The 17,137-nt window shown below is 60.0% G+C and carries 14 protein-coding genes; 7 read left to right on the top strand and 7 right to left on the bottom strand.

What is annotated here, in order from left to right; genetic code table 11:
- Window positions 1-422: 422 nt before the first annotated feature.
- The 5 genes from mnmE to rpmH all read right to left on the bottom strand — a co-directional run bounded on the left by mnmE (window position 423) and on the right by rpmH (window position 4,357).
- A complete protein-coding gene (gene mnmE, locus J5M58_RS01485; protein WP_207876981.1) occupies window positions 423-1,793 on the bottom strand; it encodes a tRNA uridine-5-carboxymethylaminomethyl(34) synthesis GTPase MnmE in 1,371 nt (456 codons plus the stop codon).
- An 88-nt stretch (window positions 1,794-1,881) separates the two neighbouring features.
- On the bottom strand, window positions 1,882-3,564 hold the full coding sequence (gene yidC, locus J5M58_RS01480) for a membrane protein insertase YidC (protein ID WP_112251659.1): 1,683 nt from the start codon (window positions 3,562-3,564) through the stop codon (window positions 1,882-1,884).
- 2 nt (window positions 3,565-3,566) lie between these two features.
- Window positions 3,567-3,812 (bottom strand): membrane protein insertion efficiency factor YidD, encoded by a 246-nt coding sequence (gene yidD / locus J5M58_RS01475; RefSeq protein WP_075046823.1) that lies wholly within the window; start codon window positions 3,810-3,812, stop codon window positions 3,567-3,569.
- Window positions 3,805-4,209 carry a ribonuclease P protein component gene (gene rnpA / locus J5M58_RS01470; protein WP_003253166.1) on the bottom strand — a complete coding sequence of 135 codons (405 nt, stop codon included), beginning with the start codon at window positions 4,207-4,209 and terminating at the stop codon, window positions 3,805-3,807. The genes yidD and rnpA overlap by 8 nt, the downstream gene beginning before the upstream one ends.
- Before the next feature lie 13 nt (window positions 4,210-4,222).
- Window positions 4,223-4,357 carry a 50S ribosomal protein L34 gene (gene rpmH, locus J5M58_RS01465; RefSeq protein ID WP_003253163.1) on the bottom strand — a complete coding sequence of 45 codons (135 nt, stop codon included), beginning with the start codon at window positions 4,355-4,357 and terminating at the stop codon, window positions 4,223-4,225.
- A 596-nt stretch (window positions 4,358-4,953) separates the two neighbouring features.
- Between rpmH and dnaA the strand changes: the two genes are divergently transcribed.
- The 4 genes from dnaA to gyrB are packed head-to-tail and all read left to right on the top strand — an operon-like array spanning window position 4,954 to window position 11,180.
- Complete coding sequence (gene dnaA / locus J5M58_RS01460) at window positions 4,954-6,492, top strand: chromosomal replication initiator protein DnaA (RefSeq protein ID WP_112251661.1); 1,539 nt, start codon at window positions 4,954-4,956, stop codon at window positions 6,490-6,492.
- Window positions 6,493-6,532: 40 nt separating this feature from the next.
- A complete protein-coding gene (gene dnaN / locus J5M58_RS01455; RefSeq protein ID WP_112251662.1) occupies window positions 6,533-7,636 on the top strand; it encodes a DNA polymerase III subunit beta in 1,104 nt (367 codons plus the stop codon).
- 15 nt (window positions 7,637-7,651) lie between these two features.
- The gene (gene recF / locus J5M58_RS01450; protein ID WP_112251663.1) at window positions 7,652-8,755 is read left to right on the top strand and encodes a DNA replication/repair protein RecF; all 1,104 of its coding nucleotides are present in this window, start codon (window positions 7,652-7,654) and stop codon (window positions 8,753-8,755) included.
- A gap of 4 nt (window positions 8,756-8,759) precedes the next feature.
- A complete protein-coding gene (gene gyrB / locus J5M58_RS01445; protein ID WP_112251664.1) occupies window positions 8,760-11,180 on the top strand; it encodes a DNA topoisomerase (ATP-hydrolyzing) subunit B in 2,421 nt (806 codons plus the stop codon).
- Window positions 11,181-11,515: 335 nt separating this feature from the next.
- On the opposite strand, the gene J5M58_RS01440 is transcribed toward gyrB, so the two are convergent.
- A complete protein-coding gene (locus J5M58_RS01440) occupies window positions 11,516-12,808 on the bottom strand; it encodes a sigma-54-dependent Fis family transcriptional regulator (protein WP_112251667.1) in 1,293 nt (430 codons plus the stop codon).
- A gap of 222 nt (window positions 12,809-13,030) precedes the next feature.
- Between J5M58_RS01440 and J5M58_RS01435 the strand changes: the two genes are divergently transcribed.
- Genes J5M58_RS01435 through J5M58_RS01425 form a run of 3 tightly spaced genes read left to right on the top strand, consistent with a single transcriptional unit; the run spans window position 13,031 to window position 16,041 of the window.
- The gene (locus tag J5M58_RS01435; RefSeq protein ID WP_207876980.1) at window positions 13,031-13,915 is read left to right on the top strand and encodes an MBL fold metallo-hydrolase; all 885 of its coding nucleotides are present in this window, start codon (window positions 13,031-13,033) and stop codon (window positions 13,913-13,915) included.
- A gap of 39 nt (window positions 13,916-13,954) precedes the next feature.
- Window positions 13,955-15,226 carry an FAD/NAD(P)-binding oxidoreductase gene (locus tag J5M58_RS01430; protein ID WP_207876978.1) on the top strand — a complete coding sequence of 424 codons (1,272 nt, stop codon included), beginning with the start codon at window positions 13,955-13,957 and terminating at the stop codon, window positions 15,224-15,226.
- Window positions 15,223-16,041, top strand: a complete 819-nt coding sequence (locus J5M58_RS01425; protein WP_112251670.1) for a sulfite exporter TauE/SafE family protein — start codon at window positions 15,223-15,225, stop codon at window positions 16,039-16,041. The genes J5M58_RS01430 and J5M58_RS01425 overlap by 4 nt, the downstream gene beginning before the upstream one ends.
- Here the strand turns inward: J5M58_RS01425 and J5M58_RS01420 are convergent.
- Window positions 16,030-16,917 (bottom strand): LysR family transcriptional regulator, encoded by an 888-nt coding sequence (locus J5M58_RS01420; protein ID WP_133969799.1) that lies wholly within the window; start codon window positions 16,915-16,917, stop codon window positions 16,030-16,032. The two genes, J5M58_RS01425 and J5M58_RS01420, sit on opposite strands and share 12 nt — an antisense overlap.
- Between the last annotated feature and the right edge of the window lie 220 nt (window positions 16,918-17,137).

The following is a 17,137-nucleotide window of genomic DNA, read 5'->3' as shown; positions in this document are numbered from 1 at the left end:
TTACCTAGGCCTTTGTTCATGCAGGATAGAGAAAAATTAAACCCTGTGGCTGGAGTGCCATGAGGGCTATGGATAACACGATTTAGCCTGTGGATTAAATGACTGTTTACCCACAGGCGGGTTTGTCCTCAGAAAAAAAGCCTGCTTATCAACGGAGCTGAAGGCGAGTTTTCCACAGGGCTCCTGAGCACGGATTCGAGCCTGTGAATGAAAAAAAACATCGAGGTAGGGCTGGATACGGACAAGGTGGGAGCGGGCGAGCCCGCGAAAGCGTCGGTACAGCCACAGAGATTCAGGGCTTGTAAGGGCCTCTTCGCGGGCACGCCCGCTCCCACAGGTACCCGGTTATCTCCTGTAACGAATTACAGGCAAAAAAAAAGCCGCTCCCGAAGGAGCGGCTCTTGGCCTTGCCTGGCTGTAGATTACTTGCCGATGCAGAAACTGGAGAAAATCCTTCCCAACAGGTCGTCTGAGCTGAATGCCCCGGTAATTTCTCCCAGGGCCTGCTGCGCCTGTCGCAGGTCTTCTGCCAGCAGCTCACCCGCGCCAGCCAGGGTCAGTTGCGCACGGCCGTGTTCCAGGTGCTCACTGGCCTGGCGCAGGGCATCCAGATGGCGCCGACGGGCGCTGAAACCACTCTCGGCTGTCTGTTCATAACCCATGCACGCCTTCAGGTGGTCACGCAGCAGCTGCAGGCCTGTGTCGTCCCCTTTGGCACTGAGGGTGATGGTCACATGGCCGTCATCGCACTGTTCCAGCGCGATCCGCTCACCACTCAGGTCGGCCTTGTTGCGGATCAGCGTGACCTTGCCTGGGTCTGGCCGCTGGTCGAGAAATTCCGGCCACAGGGCGAATGGGTCGCTGGCCTCGGGTGCGGTGGAGTCCACCACCAAAAGCACCCGGTCTGCCTCGCCAATGGCCTTCAGCGCACGTTCCACGCCGATCTTTTCCACATGGTCATCGGTGTCGCGCAGGCCGGCAGTATCGACCACGTGCAGCGGCATGCCGTCGATGTGGATGTGTTCGCGCAGGATGTCCCGGGTGGTGCCGGCGATATCGGTGACGATCGCTGCTTCGCGCCCGGCCAGTTGGTTCAACAGGCTCGACTTGCCGGCATTCGGCCGACCGGCGATGACCACGGTCATGCCGTCACGCAGCAAGGCACCCTGCCCGGCTTCACGCTGCACCTTGGACAGCTCATCGCGCACCACATCGAGCATCGACAGTACGTGACCGTCGGCAAGGAAGTCGATTTCTTCCTCCGGGAAGTCGATCGCCGCCTCGACGTATATGCGCAGGGCAATCAACGCCTCGGTCAGGAAATGCACGCGCTTGGAGAATTCCCCCTGCAGCGAACGAAGTGCATTGCGCGCGGCCTGGCTGGAACTGGCCTCGATCAGGTCGGCGATGGCTTCGGCCTGGGCCAGGTCGAGCTTGTCGTTGAGGAATGCACGCTCGCTGAACTCGCCTGGGCGAGCCAGCCGGCAACCCACTTGTACACAGCGCTGCAGCAGCATATCCAGCACTACCGGGCCACCGTGGCCTTGCAGTTCCAGCACATCCTCGCCGGTGAACGAATTCGGCCCGGGGAAAAACAGCGCGATACCTTCGTCCAGCACCAGCCCTTCCTCGTCGCGGAACGGGCCGTAATGGGCATGGCGCGGCGTAAGCGTACGGCCGGTAATCAACTGGCCGGCCTGGGCGGCCAAGGGGCCGGACAACCTGACAATACCCACACCGCCGCGGCCCTGGGCGGTGGCGATGGCGGCGATGGTTTCACGCACAGTGTTCATGCTCGAAAGCCTCTACGACAAAAACGACAGATAGCAAAAACGCCCCACTAGGGGGCGTTTTTTATTCACAGGCTAGCGCAGTAGCCTGTCAAGCAGCAGCTTTTTTGCTGGCTGCTTCGATGCTGCGGGTGATGTACCACTGCTGTGCGATCGACAGGCAGTTGTTCACAACCCAGTACAGCACCAGACCAGCCGGGAACCACAGGAAGAAGAAGGTGAAGATGATCGGCATCATTTTCATCACCTTGGCCTGCATCGGATCCGGCGGCGTAGGGTTCAAGCGCTGCTGGATGAACATGGTGGCGCCCATGATGATCGGCAGGATGAAGAACGGATCCTTGATCGACAAGTCGGTAATCCACAGCATCCATGGGGCCTGGCGCATTTCCACACTTTCCAGCAGCACCCAGTACAGGGCCAGGAACACTGGCATCTGCACCAGGATCGGCAGGCAGCCGCCCAGCGGGTTGATCTTCTCTTTCTTGTACAGCTCCATCATCGCCTGGGACATCTTCTGGCGATCGTCACCGAAGCGTTCCTTCAGTGCAGCGAGCTTCGGCGCAACGGCACGCATGCGCGCCATCGAACGGTAGCTGGCAGCCGACAGCGGGAAGAACAGGCCTTTGATCAGCATGGTCAGCACGATGATCGACCAGCCCCAGTTACCCAACAGGCTGTGGATATGTTGCAACAGCCAGAAGATCGGCTGGGCGATGAACCACAGGAAGCCGTAGTCGACGGTCAGTTCCAGGCCTGGGGACAACTCTTTCAGCTTGGACTGGATTTTCGGGCCGGCGTACAGCATGGCGCTGGTCTCGACCTTGCCGCCAGCAGGTACGCTGATGGCCGGGCCGGTGTAGCCGATGATGTAGTTGCCCTGGCTGTCCTTGCGGGTCTGGACAACATTGTTGTCCGACTTGGCCGGAATCCAGGCGGTCACGAAGTAGTGCTGCAGCCAGGCAACCCAGCCGCCGGACACATTTTCTTTCAAACTACCTTTGTCGATGTCCTTCATCGAGACCTTTTTGTAGGGCTCGGAAGCTGTCCACAGGGCCGCGCCCAAGTAGGTAGCGGTGCCGGTGGCAGTGCTCGACGACGGATCGGAGCTGGCATCACGCTTGAGCTGGGCAAACATGTTGCCGCTCCAGGCCTGGCCGCTCTGGTTGTCGATCAGGTAGCTGACGGTCAGGTCGTACTCGCCGCGCTTGAAGCTGAAGCGCTTGATGTAGTTGACGCCGTTGTCGCTGAACTTCAGGTCGACCACCAGTTGTTCCTGGCCATCGGCCAGCTGGTAACCCTTCTTGTCGGTAGCGTACAGAGGGCGACCGGCCGGACGGGCATCCGGACCGTTGACGCCGGTCAGGCCGCTTTGTGCCAGGTAGACACGCTCGCCACCGTTGTCGAACAGCTGGAACGGAATGTCCGGGTGGTCCTGGCGCCGTGGGTACTGCGGCAGGTTCAGCTGGACGATGTCACCACCGACCGGATCGATAGCCAGGTCCAGGACATCGGTCTTGACCCGGATCAGGTCCTTGCTGACCGCAACCGGCGCCAGTTCGGCTGCGCTGGTTTCGGCGTTGGCGCTTGGCACATCGGCGCTGGCGCCGGCATTACCGGCCGGTACGCCATCCGGCAAACCCGGGGCAACGGTGCTGGCAGCAGTATTCTGAGTCGGCAGGGCAGCCTGGCCGTAGTCCTGGTTCCACTTGAGGACCATGACATAGGACACGATTGCCAGGGCGACGATCAGGATCGTGCGTTTAATATCCATGATTACTCGGCTATCGAAGAAGTTCGGGATGAAGGAGCGGGAGGAACGGGATCGAAACCGCCGTCGTTCCACGGATGACAACGCCCCAGGCGACGAACGGCTAGCCACCCACCACGCCAGAGGCCGTGGTTTTCGATGGCTTCATAAGCGTAACAGGAGCAACTGGGGAAGAAACGACAGTGGCTGGCCATCAGAGGACTAATGGCATAACGGTAAAACTGGATCGGAACGAGCGCCAGTTTACGCATCTTGGCTGTCTACCCCTGCGGAATTGGCGGTCACTGCTGGAGTGGGCCGGCTGCGCGCCAGGCGTTTCCAGAGTTTGCCAAAGTGTTGGTGCAATTCCGGGTTTTCTATCTCACCCAATCCCTTGCGCGCGACGATCACAATGTCCAACCCGGCAAGCAACTGCTGGTTCAGGCGAAAGGAATCGCGCATCAAGCGCTTGAGGCGGTTGCGTTGAACGGCGAGCTTGACGCTCTTCTTGCCGATTACCAGGCCGAGGCGTGGGTGATCGAGGCCGTTCTCGCGAGCAAGGATCAGCAGGTTTTTCCCTGGAACCTTGCCGGTTGGGGAGTCGAAGACCGCTTTGAAATGTCGGGGTGTAAGCAGTCGCTTTTCCCGACTGAAGTCCTGACTCACCACCTGTGCCGAAAAATCAAATGGCCAGACGCTTACGGCCTTTGGCACGACGACGCGACAGAACAGCGCGGCCGTTCTTGGTAGCCATACGGGCACGGAAGCCGTGGGTGCGCGCGCGCTTGATGGTGCTTGGTTGGAAAGTACGTTTCATGGCGTGTTACCTGGTTTGTCGACGACGGGCCGGGATGGCCCCCTTTTTAAGAGACCGGCGATTCTAGAGAAAGCAAGCCCGTAGGTCAATTTCCAACCAGTCTTTCCATATAGAGCACGTGATGGACGGTGCGTGCTTGCCCAATCCCTCACGGGTGCTTGATCGGACACACGAATTGGGGACAACATGAAAAAAAAGAAGAGACATATAAAAAGCTTTTCTGAAGAATCTATAAATCTTAAGTGGATAACCTTCTGTGGATAACCATCTCTAACCCATAGAAATCGGGCTGTACAGAGTTTTACAAGTGCGTTATCAACCCGTGCTGCGCTTGTTTTCTTCATGGTCGAAAGCTGTGGATTAAAATGCCGCTTATCCACAGCTGAGTTATCAACAGCTCTGACCTCAGGGTTGTGCATAGCGCTCATGGTCGGTTATCCACAGGGCTTATTCACAGCATGACGAAGCCGTTTTGGTCGATAAATGGCTGTTTTGTCATGGTTCCTAACGTGTCCACATGTGGATAACTGGACGCTCGACCGGTACAATAGCGGTTTGTTTTTGCCTCATCCGGCTTTCAAACTCAGGGGATATCCGTGTCAGTGGAACTTTGGCAGCAGTGCGTGGAGCTTCTGCGCGATGAACTGCCTGCCCAGCAATTCAACACCTGGATCCGTCCGCTACAGGTCGAAGCCGAAGGCGACGAGTTGCGCGTCTATGCGCCTAACCGTTTCGTTCTCGATTGGGTCAATGAAAAGTACCTGGGTCGTTTGCTCGAGCTGTTGGGCGAAAACGGCAGCGGCATTGCGCCTGCTCTTTCCTTGTTGATCGGCAGCCGTCGCAGCTCCGCGCCACGTGCCGCGCCCAACGCGCCAGTAAGTGCTGCGGTGGCCGCCTCGCTGGCCCAGACCCAGACGCAGAGCCAGACACAGAAGGCCGTGCCGGCAGCGGTCGAACCCGTCGCCTTGGCGGCGGCCGAACCTGTACTGGTCGATGAACTGGCCGAGCCATCCTCGCGTGATAGCTTCGATGCCATGGCCGAACCGGCTACTGTGTCGGCCGGCAATGCCCGGACCGAACAACGGACCGTGCAGGTCGAAGGTGCGCTCAAGCACACCAGTTACCTGAACCGCACCTTCACGTTCGACACTTTCGTCGAAGGCAAGTCGAACCAGCTGGCGCGCGCAGCTGCCTGGCAGGTGGCAGACAACCCCAAGCACGGCTACAACCCGCTCTTCCTTTATGGTGGTGTGGGCCTGGGTAAAACCCACCTCATGCATGCTGTGGGTAACCACCTGCTGAAGAAGAACCCGAACGCCAAGGTCGTGTACCTGCATTCGGAGCGCTTCGTCGCGGACATGGTCAAGGCGCTGCAGCTGAACGCCATCAATGAATTCAAGCGTTTCTACCGCTCGGTGGATGCGTTGCTGATCGACGATATCCAGTTCTTTGCCCGTAAAGAGCGCTCGCAGGAAGAGTTTTTCCACACCTTCAACGCCCTGCTCGAGGGTGGCCAGCAGGTAATCCTTACCTCTGACCGCTACCCCAAGGAGATCGAAGGCCTGGAAGAGCGCCTGAAGTCGCGCTTTGGTTGGGGCCTGACGGTGGCCGTCGAGCCTCCGGAGCTGGAAACACGCGTGGCGATCCTGATGAAGAAAGCCGACCAGGCCAAGGTCGAACTACCGCATGACGCGGCCTTCTTCATTGCCCAGCGTATCCGTTCCAACGTCCGTGAACTGGAAGGCGCATTGAAGCGGGTGATCGCTCACTCTCACTTCATGGGCCGCGACATAACCATCGAACTGATTCGTGAGTCGCTCAAGGATCTGCTGGCGCTGCAGGACAAGCTGGTCAGTGTGGATAACATTCAGCGTACTGTCGCCGAGTACTACAAGATCAAGATCTCCGATCTTTTGTCCAAGCGTCGTTCGCGTTCCGTAGCGCGTCCACGTCAGGTGGCCATGGCCCTGTCCAAGGAACTGACCAACCACAGTCTGCCGGAAATCGGCGACATGTTCGGTGGTCGCGACCATACGACGGTGCTGCACGCATGCCGCAAGATCAACGAACTGAAGGAATCCGACGCGGACATCCGCGAGGACTACAAGAACCTGCTGCGGACGCTGACGACCTGATGGCCGTCTGCGCAGCTAATTGAAGGCAAGGGACTAGACCATGCATTTCACCATTCAACGCGAAGCCCTGTTGAAACCCCTGCAACTGGTCGCCGGTGTCGTCGAGCGCCGCCAGACCTTGCCGGTCCTGTCCAACGTATTGCTGGTCGTACAAGGCCAGCAACTGTCGTTGACTGGTACCGACCTGGAAGTCGAACTGGTAGGCCGCGTGCAACTCGAAGAGCCGGCCGAGCCTGGCGAAATCACTGTCCCGGCACGCAAGCTGATGGACATTTGCAAAAGCTTGCCGAACGACGCCCTGATCGATATCAAGGTCGACGAGCAGAAACTGTTGGTCAAGGCCGGCCGCAGCCGCTTTACCCTGTCGACCCTGCCTGCCAATGACTTCCCGACCGTGGAAGAAGGCCCGGGCTCTCTGACCTGCAACCTGGAACAGAGCAAGCTGCGCCGCCTGATCGAGCGTACCAGTTTCGCCATGGCCCAGCAGGATGTGCGGTACTACCTCAACGGTATGCTGCTGGAAGTTTCCCGCAACACCCTGCGAGCTGTATCCACTGACGGCCACCGCCTGGCGCTGTGCTCCATGAGTGCACCGATCGAGCAGGATGATCGCCACCAGGTCATCGTGCCGCGCAAAGGTATCCTCGAACTGGCGCGCCTGCTGACCGACCCGGAAGGCATGGTCAGCATCGTCTTGGGCCAGCACCACATCCGCGCTACCACCGGTGAATTCACCTTTACTTCCAAGCTGGTAGACGGCAAATTCCCGGACTACGAGCGCGTACTGCCCAAGGGCGGTGACAAACTGGTGATTGGTGACCGTCAGGCGCTGCGTGAAGCCTTCAGCCGTACTGCAATTCTTTCCAACGAAAAGTACCGCGGAATCCGCCTGCAACTGGCCGCTGGCCAACTGAAGATCCAAGCCAACAACCCCGAGCAGGAAGAAGCTGAAGAAGAAATCAGCGTGGACTACGATGGTAGCTCGCTGGAAATCGGCTTCAACGTCAGCTACTTGCTGGATGTGCTGGGCGTGATGACTACCGAGCAAGTTCGTCTGATCCTGTCCGACTCCAACAGCAGTGCTCTGCTGCAGGAAGCTGGCAACGACGATTCTTCCTACGTTGTCATGCCGATGCGCCTGTAACCCGTAGCAGGCGAAATGTCCCTTCGACGTATCATTGTCACCGCGGTGCGCAATCTGCACCCGGTGACACTCTCACCCTCCCCCCGCATCAACATCCTTTACGGCGCCAACGGTAGCGGCAAAACCAGCGTGCTTGAAGCCGTGCATCTGCTCGGGCTGGCGCGTTCGTTCCGCAGCACCCGCCTGAATCCGGTTATCCAGTACGAACAGCCTGCCTGTACCGTGTTCGGCGAGGTGCAACTGGCCGAGGGTGGCAGCAGCAACCTGGGTGTATCCCGGGAGCGGCAAGGGGAGTTCACTATTCGTATTGATGGGCAGAATGCTCGGAGTGCGGCACAGCTAGCTGAGCTGCTTCCGCTTCAGCTCATCAATCCAGACAGTTTCCGCCTGTTGGAAGGCGCTCCAAAAATACGCCGCCAGTTCCTGGATTGGGGAGTGTTCCACGTGGAACCACGTTTCCTGCCAGCCTGGCAACGGCTGCAGAAGGCACTGCGGCAGCGGAACTCATGGTTGCGGCATGGTACACTTGACCCAGCTTCGCAAGCCGCTTGGGACCGGGAATTATGCCTGGCCAGTGCGGAGATAGATGAATACCGTCGCAACTACATCAAGGCCTTGAAGCCCGTCTTCGAGCGAACCCTGAGCGAACTGGTCGAGCTGGACGGGTTGACCCTTAGCTACTACCGAGGCTGGGACAAGGACCGGGAACTGCAAGAAGTACTCGCGTCCTCTCTCCTTCGCGATCAGCAGATGGGCCACACCCAGGCCGGTCCGCAGCGCGCTGATCTGCGTCTTCGTCTGGCTGCCAACAATGCAGCCGACATCCTGTCGCGTGGTCAGCAAAAGCTGGTGGTGTGCGCATTGCGCATTGCCCAAGGCCACCTCGTTAGTCAGGCTCGCCGCGGTCACTGTATTTATCTCGTGGATGACTTGCCGTCCGAACTGGACGACCAGCATCGCCGCGCGTTGTGCCGCTTGCTTGAAGAATTACGCTGCCAGGTGTTCATCACCTGTGTAGATCACGAATTACTGAGGGAAGGCTGGCAGACGGAAACGCCAGTTGCTTTGTTCCACGTGGAACAAGGCCGTATCACCCAGACCCACGACCATCGGGAGTGAATGCATGAGCGAAAATCAAACGTACGACTCCTCCAGCATCAAGGTGCTGAAAGGTTTGGATGCCGTGCGCAAGCGCCCCGGCATGTACATTGGCGACACCGATGATGGTAGCGGCCTGCACCACATGGTTTTCGAGGTAGTCGACAACTCGATCGACGAAGCCCTCGCCGGTCACTGCGATGACATCACCGTCATCATCCACCCGGACGAATCCATCAGTGTGCGCGACAACGGTCGCGGCATTCCGGTCGACGTGCATAAAGAAGAAGGCGTTTCCGCAGCCGAGGTCATCATGACCGTGTTGCACGCCGGCGGTAAGTTCGACGACAACTCTTACAAGGTATCCGGCGGTCTGCACGGCGTAGGTGTTTCTGTTGTGAACGCCCTGTCCGAAAAGCTGGTACTGACCGTTCGCCGTAGTGGCAAGATCTGGGAACAGACCTACGTTCACGGTGTTCCACAGGCGCCGATGGCGGTTGTCGGTGACAGCGAAACCACCGGTACCCACATCCACTTCAAGCCTTCGGCTGAAACATTCAAGAACATTCACTTCAGCTGGGACATCCTGGCCAAGCGTATCCGCGAGCTGTCGTTCCTCAACTCGGGCGTTGGCATTCTGCTGAAGGATGAACGTAGCGGTAAGGAAGAGTTCTTCAAGTACGAAGGTGGCCTGCGTGCTTTCGTCGAATACCTGAACACCAACAAGACCCCGGTCAACTCCCAGGTATTCCACTTCAACGTCCAGCGTGACGATGGCGTGGGTGTTGAAGTCGCCCTGCAGTGGAATGACAGCTTCAACGAAAACCTGTTGTGCTTCACCAACAACATTCCGCAGCGTGATGGCGGTACTCACCTGGTGGGCTTCCGTTCCTCGCTGACCCGTAGCCTGAACAGCTACATCGAACAGGAAGGACTGGCCAAGAAGAACAAGGTGGCGACCACTGGTGACGACGCCCGTGAAGGCCTGACCGCAATCATCTCGGTGAAGGTGCCGGACCCTAAGTTCAGTTCGCAGACCAAGGACAAGCTGGTCTCCTCGGAGGTGAAAACCGCCGTGGAACAGGAGATGAACAAGTACTTCGCCGACTTCCTGCTGGAAAACCCCAACGAGGCCAAGGCCGTCGTTGGCAAGATGATCGACGCTGCCCGTGCCCGTGAAGCGGCACGTAAAGCCCGTGAGATGACTCGCCGTAAAGGCGCGCTGGATATTGCTGGCCTGCCAGGCAAACTTGCGGACTGCCAGGAAAAGGACCCTGCCCTTTCTGAACTGTACCTGGTGGAGGGTGACTCTGCGGGTGGCTCGGCCAAGCAAGGCCGCAACCGTCGCACCCAGGCGATCCTGCCGCTGAAGGGTAAAATCCTCAACGTCGAGAAAGCGCGCTTCGACAAGATGATCTCGTCCCAGGAAGTGGGCACGCTGATCACTGCACTTGGCTGCGGTATCGGCCGCGAAGAGTACAACATCGACAAGCTGCGTTATCACAACATCATCATCATGACCGATGCTGACGTTGACGGTTCGCACATCCGTACGCTGCTGCTGACCTTCTTCTTCCGTCAGCTGCCGGAGCTGGTCGAGCGCGGTTACATCTACATTGCCCAGCCACCGCTGTACAAGGTAAAGAAAGGCAAGCAGGAGCAGTACATCAAGGACGACGAGGCCATGGAAGAGTACATGACCCAGTCGGCCCTCGAAGATGCCAGCCTGCACCTGGACGAGTCGGCACCAGCGGTTTCTGGTGTGCAGCTGGAAGCGCTGGTGAATGAGTTCCGCAGTGTCATGAAGACACTCAAGCGCCTGTCGCGCTTGTATCCGGAAGAACTGACCGAGCACTTCATCTACCTGCCGGAGGTGACCCTGGAGCAGTTGGGTGACCATGCTGTGATGCAAGCCTGGCTGGCTAAGTTCCAGGAACGTCTGAACAGCAGCCAGAAGTCCGGCCTGGTTTACAAAGCCAGCCTGCGTGAAGACAAAGAGCGCAACGTATGGTTGCCAGAAGTGGAAATTACCTCCCACGGCCTGGCCAGCTACGTCACCTTCAACCGGGACTTCTTTGGCAGCAATGACTACCGTACCGTAGTCAACATTGGTGCCAAGCTGTCCAGCTTGTTGGGCGAAGGTGCTTACGTGCAGCGCGGTGAGCGCCGCAAGGCAATCGTCGAGTTCAAGGAAGGCCTGGATTGGCTGATGAACGAAACCACCAAGCGCCACACCATCCAGCGATACAAAGGGTTGGGCGAGATGAACCCTGAGCAGCTGTGGGAAACCACCATGGACCCGACCGTCCGCCGTATGCTCAAGGTCACCATCGAGGATGCGATTGCTGCTGACCAGATCTTCAACACCCTGATGGGTGATGCGGTCGAGCCACGTCGTGATTTCATCGAGAGCAACGCGCTGTCGGTATCGAACCTGGACTTCTGATCCGGTGTAGATCACCAGACACAAGAAAGCCCGCAAATGCGGGCTTTTTTGTGCCTGTAGAAATCAGTAACCGCTGAGGACGTTGACGATCACACCACTGGCAATGGCCACCAACACATAGTCCCCGTTCAAAATGTCAGCACAGAGGTAAAGGTCCGTGAAGTGCCACCCCTGTGGGAGCGGGTTTACCCGCGAACACCAGCGAAGCCGGTGCCATCCACCGCGTCGAATTCTTCGCGGGTAACCCGCTCCCACAGGTGTGGCGCTGTATTTGGGTGCTGTGACGTACCTGTGGGAGCCGGCTTGCCGGCGATACGGCCAGCACAGCCAACGCTTCAATTCAGGCCAAGCGTCTTCAACCGGCGATACAGCGTGCGCTCGCTCAGGCCAAGGTGACGGGCCAGTTCACTGCGTGAGCCCTTGAACTGTTCCAGTGCCTGCGCCAGCTCGCCCAGATGATTGCGCCTGCCACCTGCCGTAATCGCCCCCGCCGGCCCAATATCCTCCGGCAAATGCTCTGGCCGGATCAGTCCGTCATCGGCAAACAAGCGAGCCCTTTCCAGAATGTTGCGCAGCTCGCGAATGTTGCCCGGAAATGGATGCAGCCCAAGCTGCTGCAAGGCGTCGTCGCTCAGCCTCGGTGTCGGCTTGTCTGCCATGCGCTGCAGCAGGCTCTGGGCGAGCAAGGGCAGGTCCTCTACCCGTTCGCGCAAAGCAGGAAGACGGATCGGGAAGCCGCTGATGCGGTAGTACAGGTCTTCGCGGAAGGTGCCGTCCGCGACCATTTGCCTGAGCGGTTTATGGGTTGCCGACACCAGGCGGAAATCCGAATGCACCGTACGCAGGCTACCCACCGGGCGGAAGCTGCCGGACTCGATCAGGCGCAGCAGCTTCACCTGCATCGCCAGCGGTACCTCGCCGATCTCGTCCAGGAACAGGGTGCCGCCATGCGCCGCTTCAGCCAGGCCGATCTTGCGCTGGTTGGCGCCAGTGAACGCGCCCTTCTCGTAACCGAACAACTCGCTCTCGAACAACGACTCGGTCAGGCCAGTACAGTCGACCACCACCAACGGACCGTTCGCCCTGGGGCTGCCCATGTGTACTGCTCGAGCGAACAGTTCCTTGCCGGTACCCGACTCACCCTGCAGCAACACCGGGATCTGCGCCGGCGCCGCACGCTGCAGGCTGGCCAGAGCCGCCTTGAAAGCTGGTGCTCGGCCGACCAGCCCTTGTTCCTGAGGCTGCGCTGACGCCAGCGTGATGCTGGTCAGGCGTTCGACAAAGGCGACCACCCTGTCCTGTTCATCCAGGATTGGCCGCAGCTCGACATCCACATGTTCGGGGCCGCGTGGCGTGTGATGAATGTGCAGCACACGCTCCGGCACCTTGCTTTGCCATGCCTTGCGCATCGGGCAATGCTCGCCGGCCTGGTCGCAAGGCACGGCGTAGTGGTGCGAGACCTTGTGACATTTCTCACCCAGTGGTGCCTGCTCATGGCGGCCGAACTGACGGCGATAGGCAGCATTGGCCGCCAGGATGTTGTAGTCGGTATCCAGCACGATGGTTGGCAGGGCATCGTGCTCAAGATAGGAAACCAAAGCTAGGATGAGGGGATGGGCTTCAGGCATGACGGCACCGATTGGATGACCGGGGCAGGGTAACAAGGACTGCCAAACACTGCCATTGGCTGACAGTCGACTGCCATCTGCGCTGCCACTGTCATCGGCAACTGACAGCAACGGACCGGTTTCCCTAGCCCACGCGTAGGAAATTGCCTGGCATGCATCTTGATAAACCTCCTGGCACTGCCTACGCCTGTACAAGGCCGGGCGGATAAATTGGAGAACGCGATGATCATCGGCAACAACCTGCACGTGGACGCCTTTTACGACAAGGCGACTTCGACCATCAGCTATCTGGTCATGGACCGTGAAACCCGCCAATGCGCATTGATCGACAGTGTGCTGGATTACGACCCCAAGTCCGGGTGCACCCGCACTGCGTCGGCGGACCGCCTGATCCAGCGCGTGACCGAGCTTGAAGCCAGTGTGCAGTGGGTGTTGGAAACCCATGTGCATGCCGACCACCTTTCGGCGGCGGCCTATTTGAAGGAGAAGCTAGGTGGCCATACCGCCATCGGCGCGCACATCACCCAGGTACAGAAAGTGTTCGGTGCCCTGTTCAACGCCGAGCCTGGCTTCGCCCGCGATGGCAGCCAGTTCGATGTGCTGTTCGAGGACGAGGAAGGTTTCCGCATTGGCAACCTGCATGCCCGCGCGTTGCACACTCCGGGGCACACGCCTGCGTGCATGAGCTTCATGATCGAGGACGCCGGCGAGACAGCGGTGTTCGTCGGCGACACCCTGTTCATGCCCGACTACGGTACCGCCCGTTGCGACTTCCCTGGGGCTGATGCCCGGACCCTGTACCGCTCGATTCGTCGCCTGCTGGCCTTCCCCGATCAGACCCGGCTGTTCATGTGCCACGACTACCTGCCAGGTGGCCGTGACATGCAGTACGTCACCACCGTGGCCGAGCAGCGCGCCAACAATATTCATATCCACCAGGGCGTCGACGAGGACAGCTTCGTCGCCATGCGTGAAGCCCGTGACAAGACCCTCGACATGCCCGTACTGATCCTGCCTTCGGTGCAGGTGAACATGCGCAGCGGCCAGTTCCCCGCGCCGGAAGATAACGGTGTGAGCTACCTGAAGATTCCGCTGAACAAGCTGTGACCGCCCTGCCCCATAACCAGATTTACAGGATTTACCGCCATGCCTGCCTTGTTGTCCCCTGCCAATACCGACCACCACAAAGTGGTCATCGTCGGTGCCGGCGCCGCCGGAATCGCCACTGCTTCCAGCCTGATCAGCCGTGACCCGTCGCTGGATGTGACCTTGATCGACCCCGCCGAAGTGCATTACTACCAGCCCGGCTGGACCATGGTCGGTGCCGGTGTGTTCAAGGCGCCAAGCACTGCTCGCACCATGGCCTCGACCATTCCGCGCGGCGTGCGCTGGATAAAGGCACGCGTGCAGGGGTTCGACCCGTTGGGCCAACTGGTCCTGCTCGAAGGTGGCCGCGCCATCAGTTATGAACAGTTGGTGGTCTGCCCCGGCCTCAAGCTGGATTGGGCGGCCATTGATGGCCTCAGCGAGACCTTGGGTCGCAATGGCGTCACCTCCAACTACCGCTACGACCTGGCGCCCTACACCTGGGAACTTGTGCAGAAGCTCAAGCAAGGCCGAGCCCTGTTCTGCCAGCCGCCCATGCCGATCAAGTGCGCAGGCGCGCCGCAGAAGGCGCTGTACCTGTCTTGCGACCACTGGCTGCGGCACGGTCATCTGGGGGCTGTGAAAGCCAGCTTCTTCAATGCCGGCGCGGTGTTGTTCGGAGTGGCGGACTACGTGCCCGCACTGATGAAGTACATCGACAAGTACGCCGTGGACCTGCATTTTTCCCACCGCCTGGTCGCCGTGGACGGCCCGAACAAGCGCGCCACCTTCGTGTGCACCTTGGCCGATGGCAGCAGCGAAACCCGTGTCGAGGCCTTCGACATGCTGCACGTGGTACCACCGCAGGTGGCACCGGACTTCATTCGTGAAAGCCCGTTGGCCGACAGCGCCGGCTGGGTCGATGTCGACCCGCACACCCTGCGCCATCGCAAATACACCAACGTGCATGCCCTGGGTGACGTAGCCAATACCAGCAATGCCAAGACCGCCGCCGCTGCACGCAAGCAAGCTCCGGTCGTGGCCAACAACGTGCTGGTGGCCCTGGGCAGATTGCCTACCCTGGCCCAGTACGATGGTTATGGCTCATGCCCGCTCACCGTCGAGCGCGGCAAGATCGTCCTGGCCGAGTTCACCTATGGCGGCAAGCTGGCTCCAAGCTTCCCCAACTGGCTGCTGGATGGCCGCAAACCGACACGTCTGGCTTGGTTGCTCAAGGCACAGGTGCTGCCACCCTTGTACTGGAAAGGCATGCTCAAGGGCCGCGAGTGGCTGGCACGGCCACAGCCGTTGGTAGCCGAGGGTCGGCAGTGATCGAACATCAAATACTGGGAGCGGGGCTGGGCGCGATCATCGGTGCCGTGCTGGCGTTGACCGGTGCCGGCGGTGGCATTCTCGCAGTGCCTTTGCTGGTGTTCGGCCTGGGTTTGTCGATGGTCGAGGCTGCACCGGTCGGCCTGCTGGCTGTCGGCATGGCGGCAGCGGTGGGTGCTGTGCTGGGCTTGCGTCAGGGCCTGGTGCGCTACCGGGCGGCATTGTTCATCGCATTGATCGGTGTGGCAGCGGCCCCGTTCGGGCTGATGCTGGCCCACCGTTTGCCGAATACGCCACTGCAGTTGGTGTTCGCCGGGCTGTTGGTATACGCCTGCCTGCGCATCTGGCGCAAGGCGGCCAAGGAACTGCGCGGCGAAGCCAATGACGCCCATCGCTACATCGAACCCTGCGTGCTGAACCCGTTGCAGGGCCGTTTGCGCTGGACCCTGCCCTGCGCGCGCGCCCTGGCCTTCACCGGCGCACTGTCCGGGCTGCTGTCCGGCCTGCTCGGCGTGGGCGGTGGCTTTGTCATCATCCCGGCCCTGAACCGCTACACCAACCTGCGGATGGCCAGCATCGTCTCCACTTCGCTGGCGGTGATCGCGCTGGTGTCCACCGGCAGTGTGGTCAGCGCCAGCCTGGCAGGGGTCATGCACTGGCAGGTTGGCGCCCCGTTCGCCGTCGGTGCGGTGCTCGGCCTGCTGCTGGCGCGGCCATTGGCGGCCAGGCTGGCCGGGCCGCGCTTGCAGCAGATGTTTGCCGTGGCCGGTTGGGCTGCGGCTCTGCTGCTGGCCGGCAAGGCGCTACTGGGCTAGCAGCTCGCTCTGTTCTGCCGCGCACAGCGCCAGCAGGTAGTCCCACACTACCCGCAGGCGCACCGACTTGTGCAGTTCGCGGCGGGTGCAGATCCAGTAGCTGCGCTGGATGGTTTCGCCAGGCAGCACGCGCACCAGAGTCGGGTCGTGGCGCGCCATGTAGTTGGGCAGTACGGCGATGCCCAGCCCGGCGCGGGCGGCGGTTTGCTGGGCGATTACGCTGGTGCTGCGAAACACCACGTTGGGGGCGCGACAGAAGCTGTTGAGAAACAGCAGTTCCTGGCTGAACAACAAGTCGTCCACGTAGCCGATCCAGCTGTGCCGGGCCAGGTCCTCGCGGTTGCGCAGCGGAGGGGCACGATCCAGGTAGGCTTGGCTGGCGTACAAGGCCAGGCGATAGTCGGTGAGCTTGCGGGTGATCAGCAGGTCTGCGTTGGGCCGTTCCAGGTGGATGCTGATTTCCGCCTCGCGATTGAGGATGCTGACGAAGCGCGGCACCGCCACCAGCTCCACCTCCAGGCCGGGGTAGCGGTCGAACAGCGCATTCATGCGCGGGGTGAAGAACATGATGCCGATGCCTTCGGTCACACCCAGGCGAATCTTGCCGAGCGGTGTGATGGCCTGGGTGATTTCTTCCTGCGCCAGCAGGGCGACGTTCTCCATGGCTTCGGCATGCTTGAGCAGGGCCTGGCCCGAGGGGGTCAGTTCATAGCCCTGGGCATGCTGCACGAACAGCGCGGTACCCAGGCTTTGCTCGATGCTCTCGATGTGCCGGGCCACGGTGCTGTGGGTAGTGTTGAGGCGCTTGGCGGCGGTAAGCAGACGGCCGCTGCGCTGCAACTCGAGGAAAAACCGCAGATCGTTCCAGTCGAACATGCTGATCCTTGTGGCTGTTCGTCCGGCCTCTTCGCGGGTAAACCCGCTCCCACAGGGATCGCGCAGGCTTCAGAAGCAGCGCCGAACCTGTGGGAGCGGGTTCACCCGCGAAGAGGCCGGTACAGACTTACCACTGTGCTAAAACGCACAGCGGCTGCGCGAAATCTCGTGTTTCCTCCACGAAATTACTCACTAAGATGGATCGGGACAAGAATAATAA

Source organism: Pseudomonas sp. 32_A (assembly GCF_017490905.1).
Lineage (GTDB): Bacteria > Pseudomonadota > Gammaproteobacteria > Pseudomonadales > Pseudomonadaceae > Aquipseudomonas > Aquipseudomonas inefficax.
Note: the sequence above shows the minus strand (reverse complement) of the source record. Positions and strands in the feature narration are given on the sequence as shown.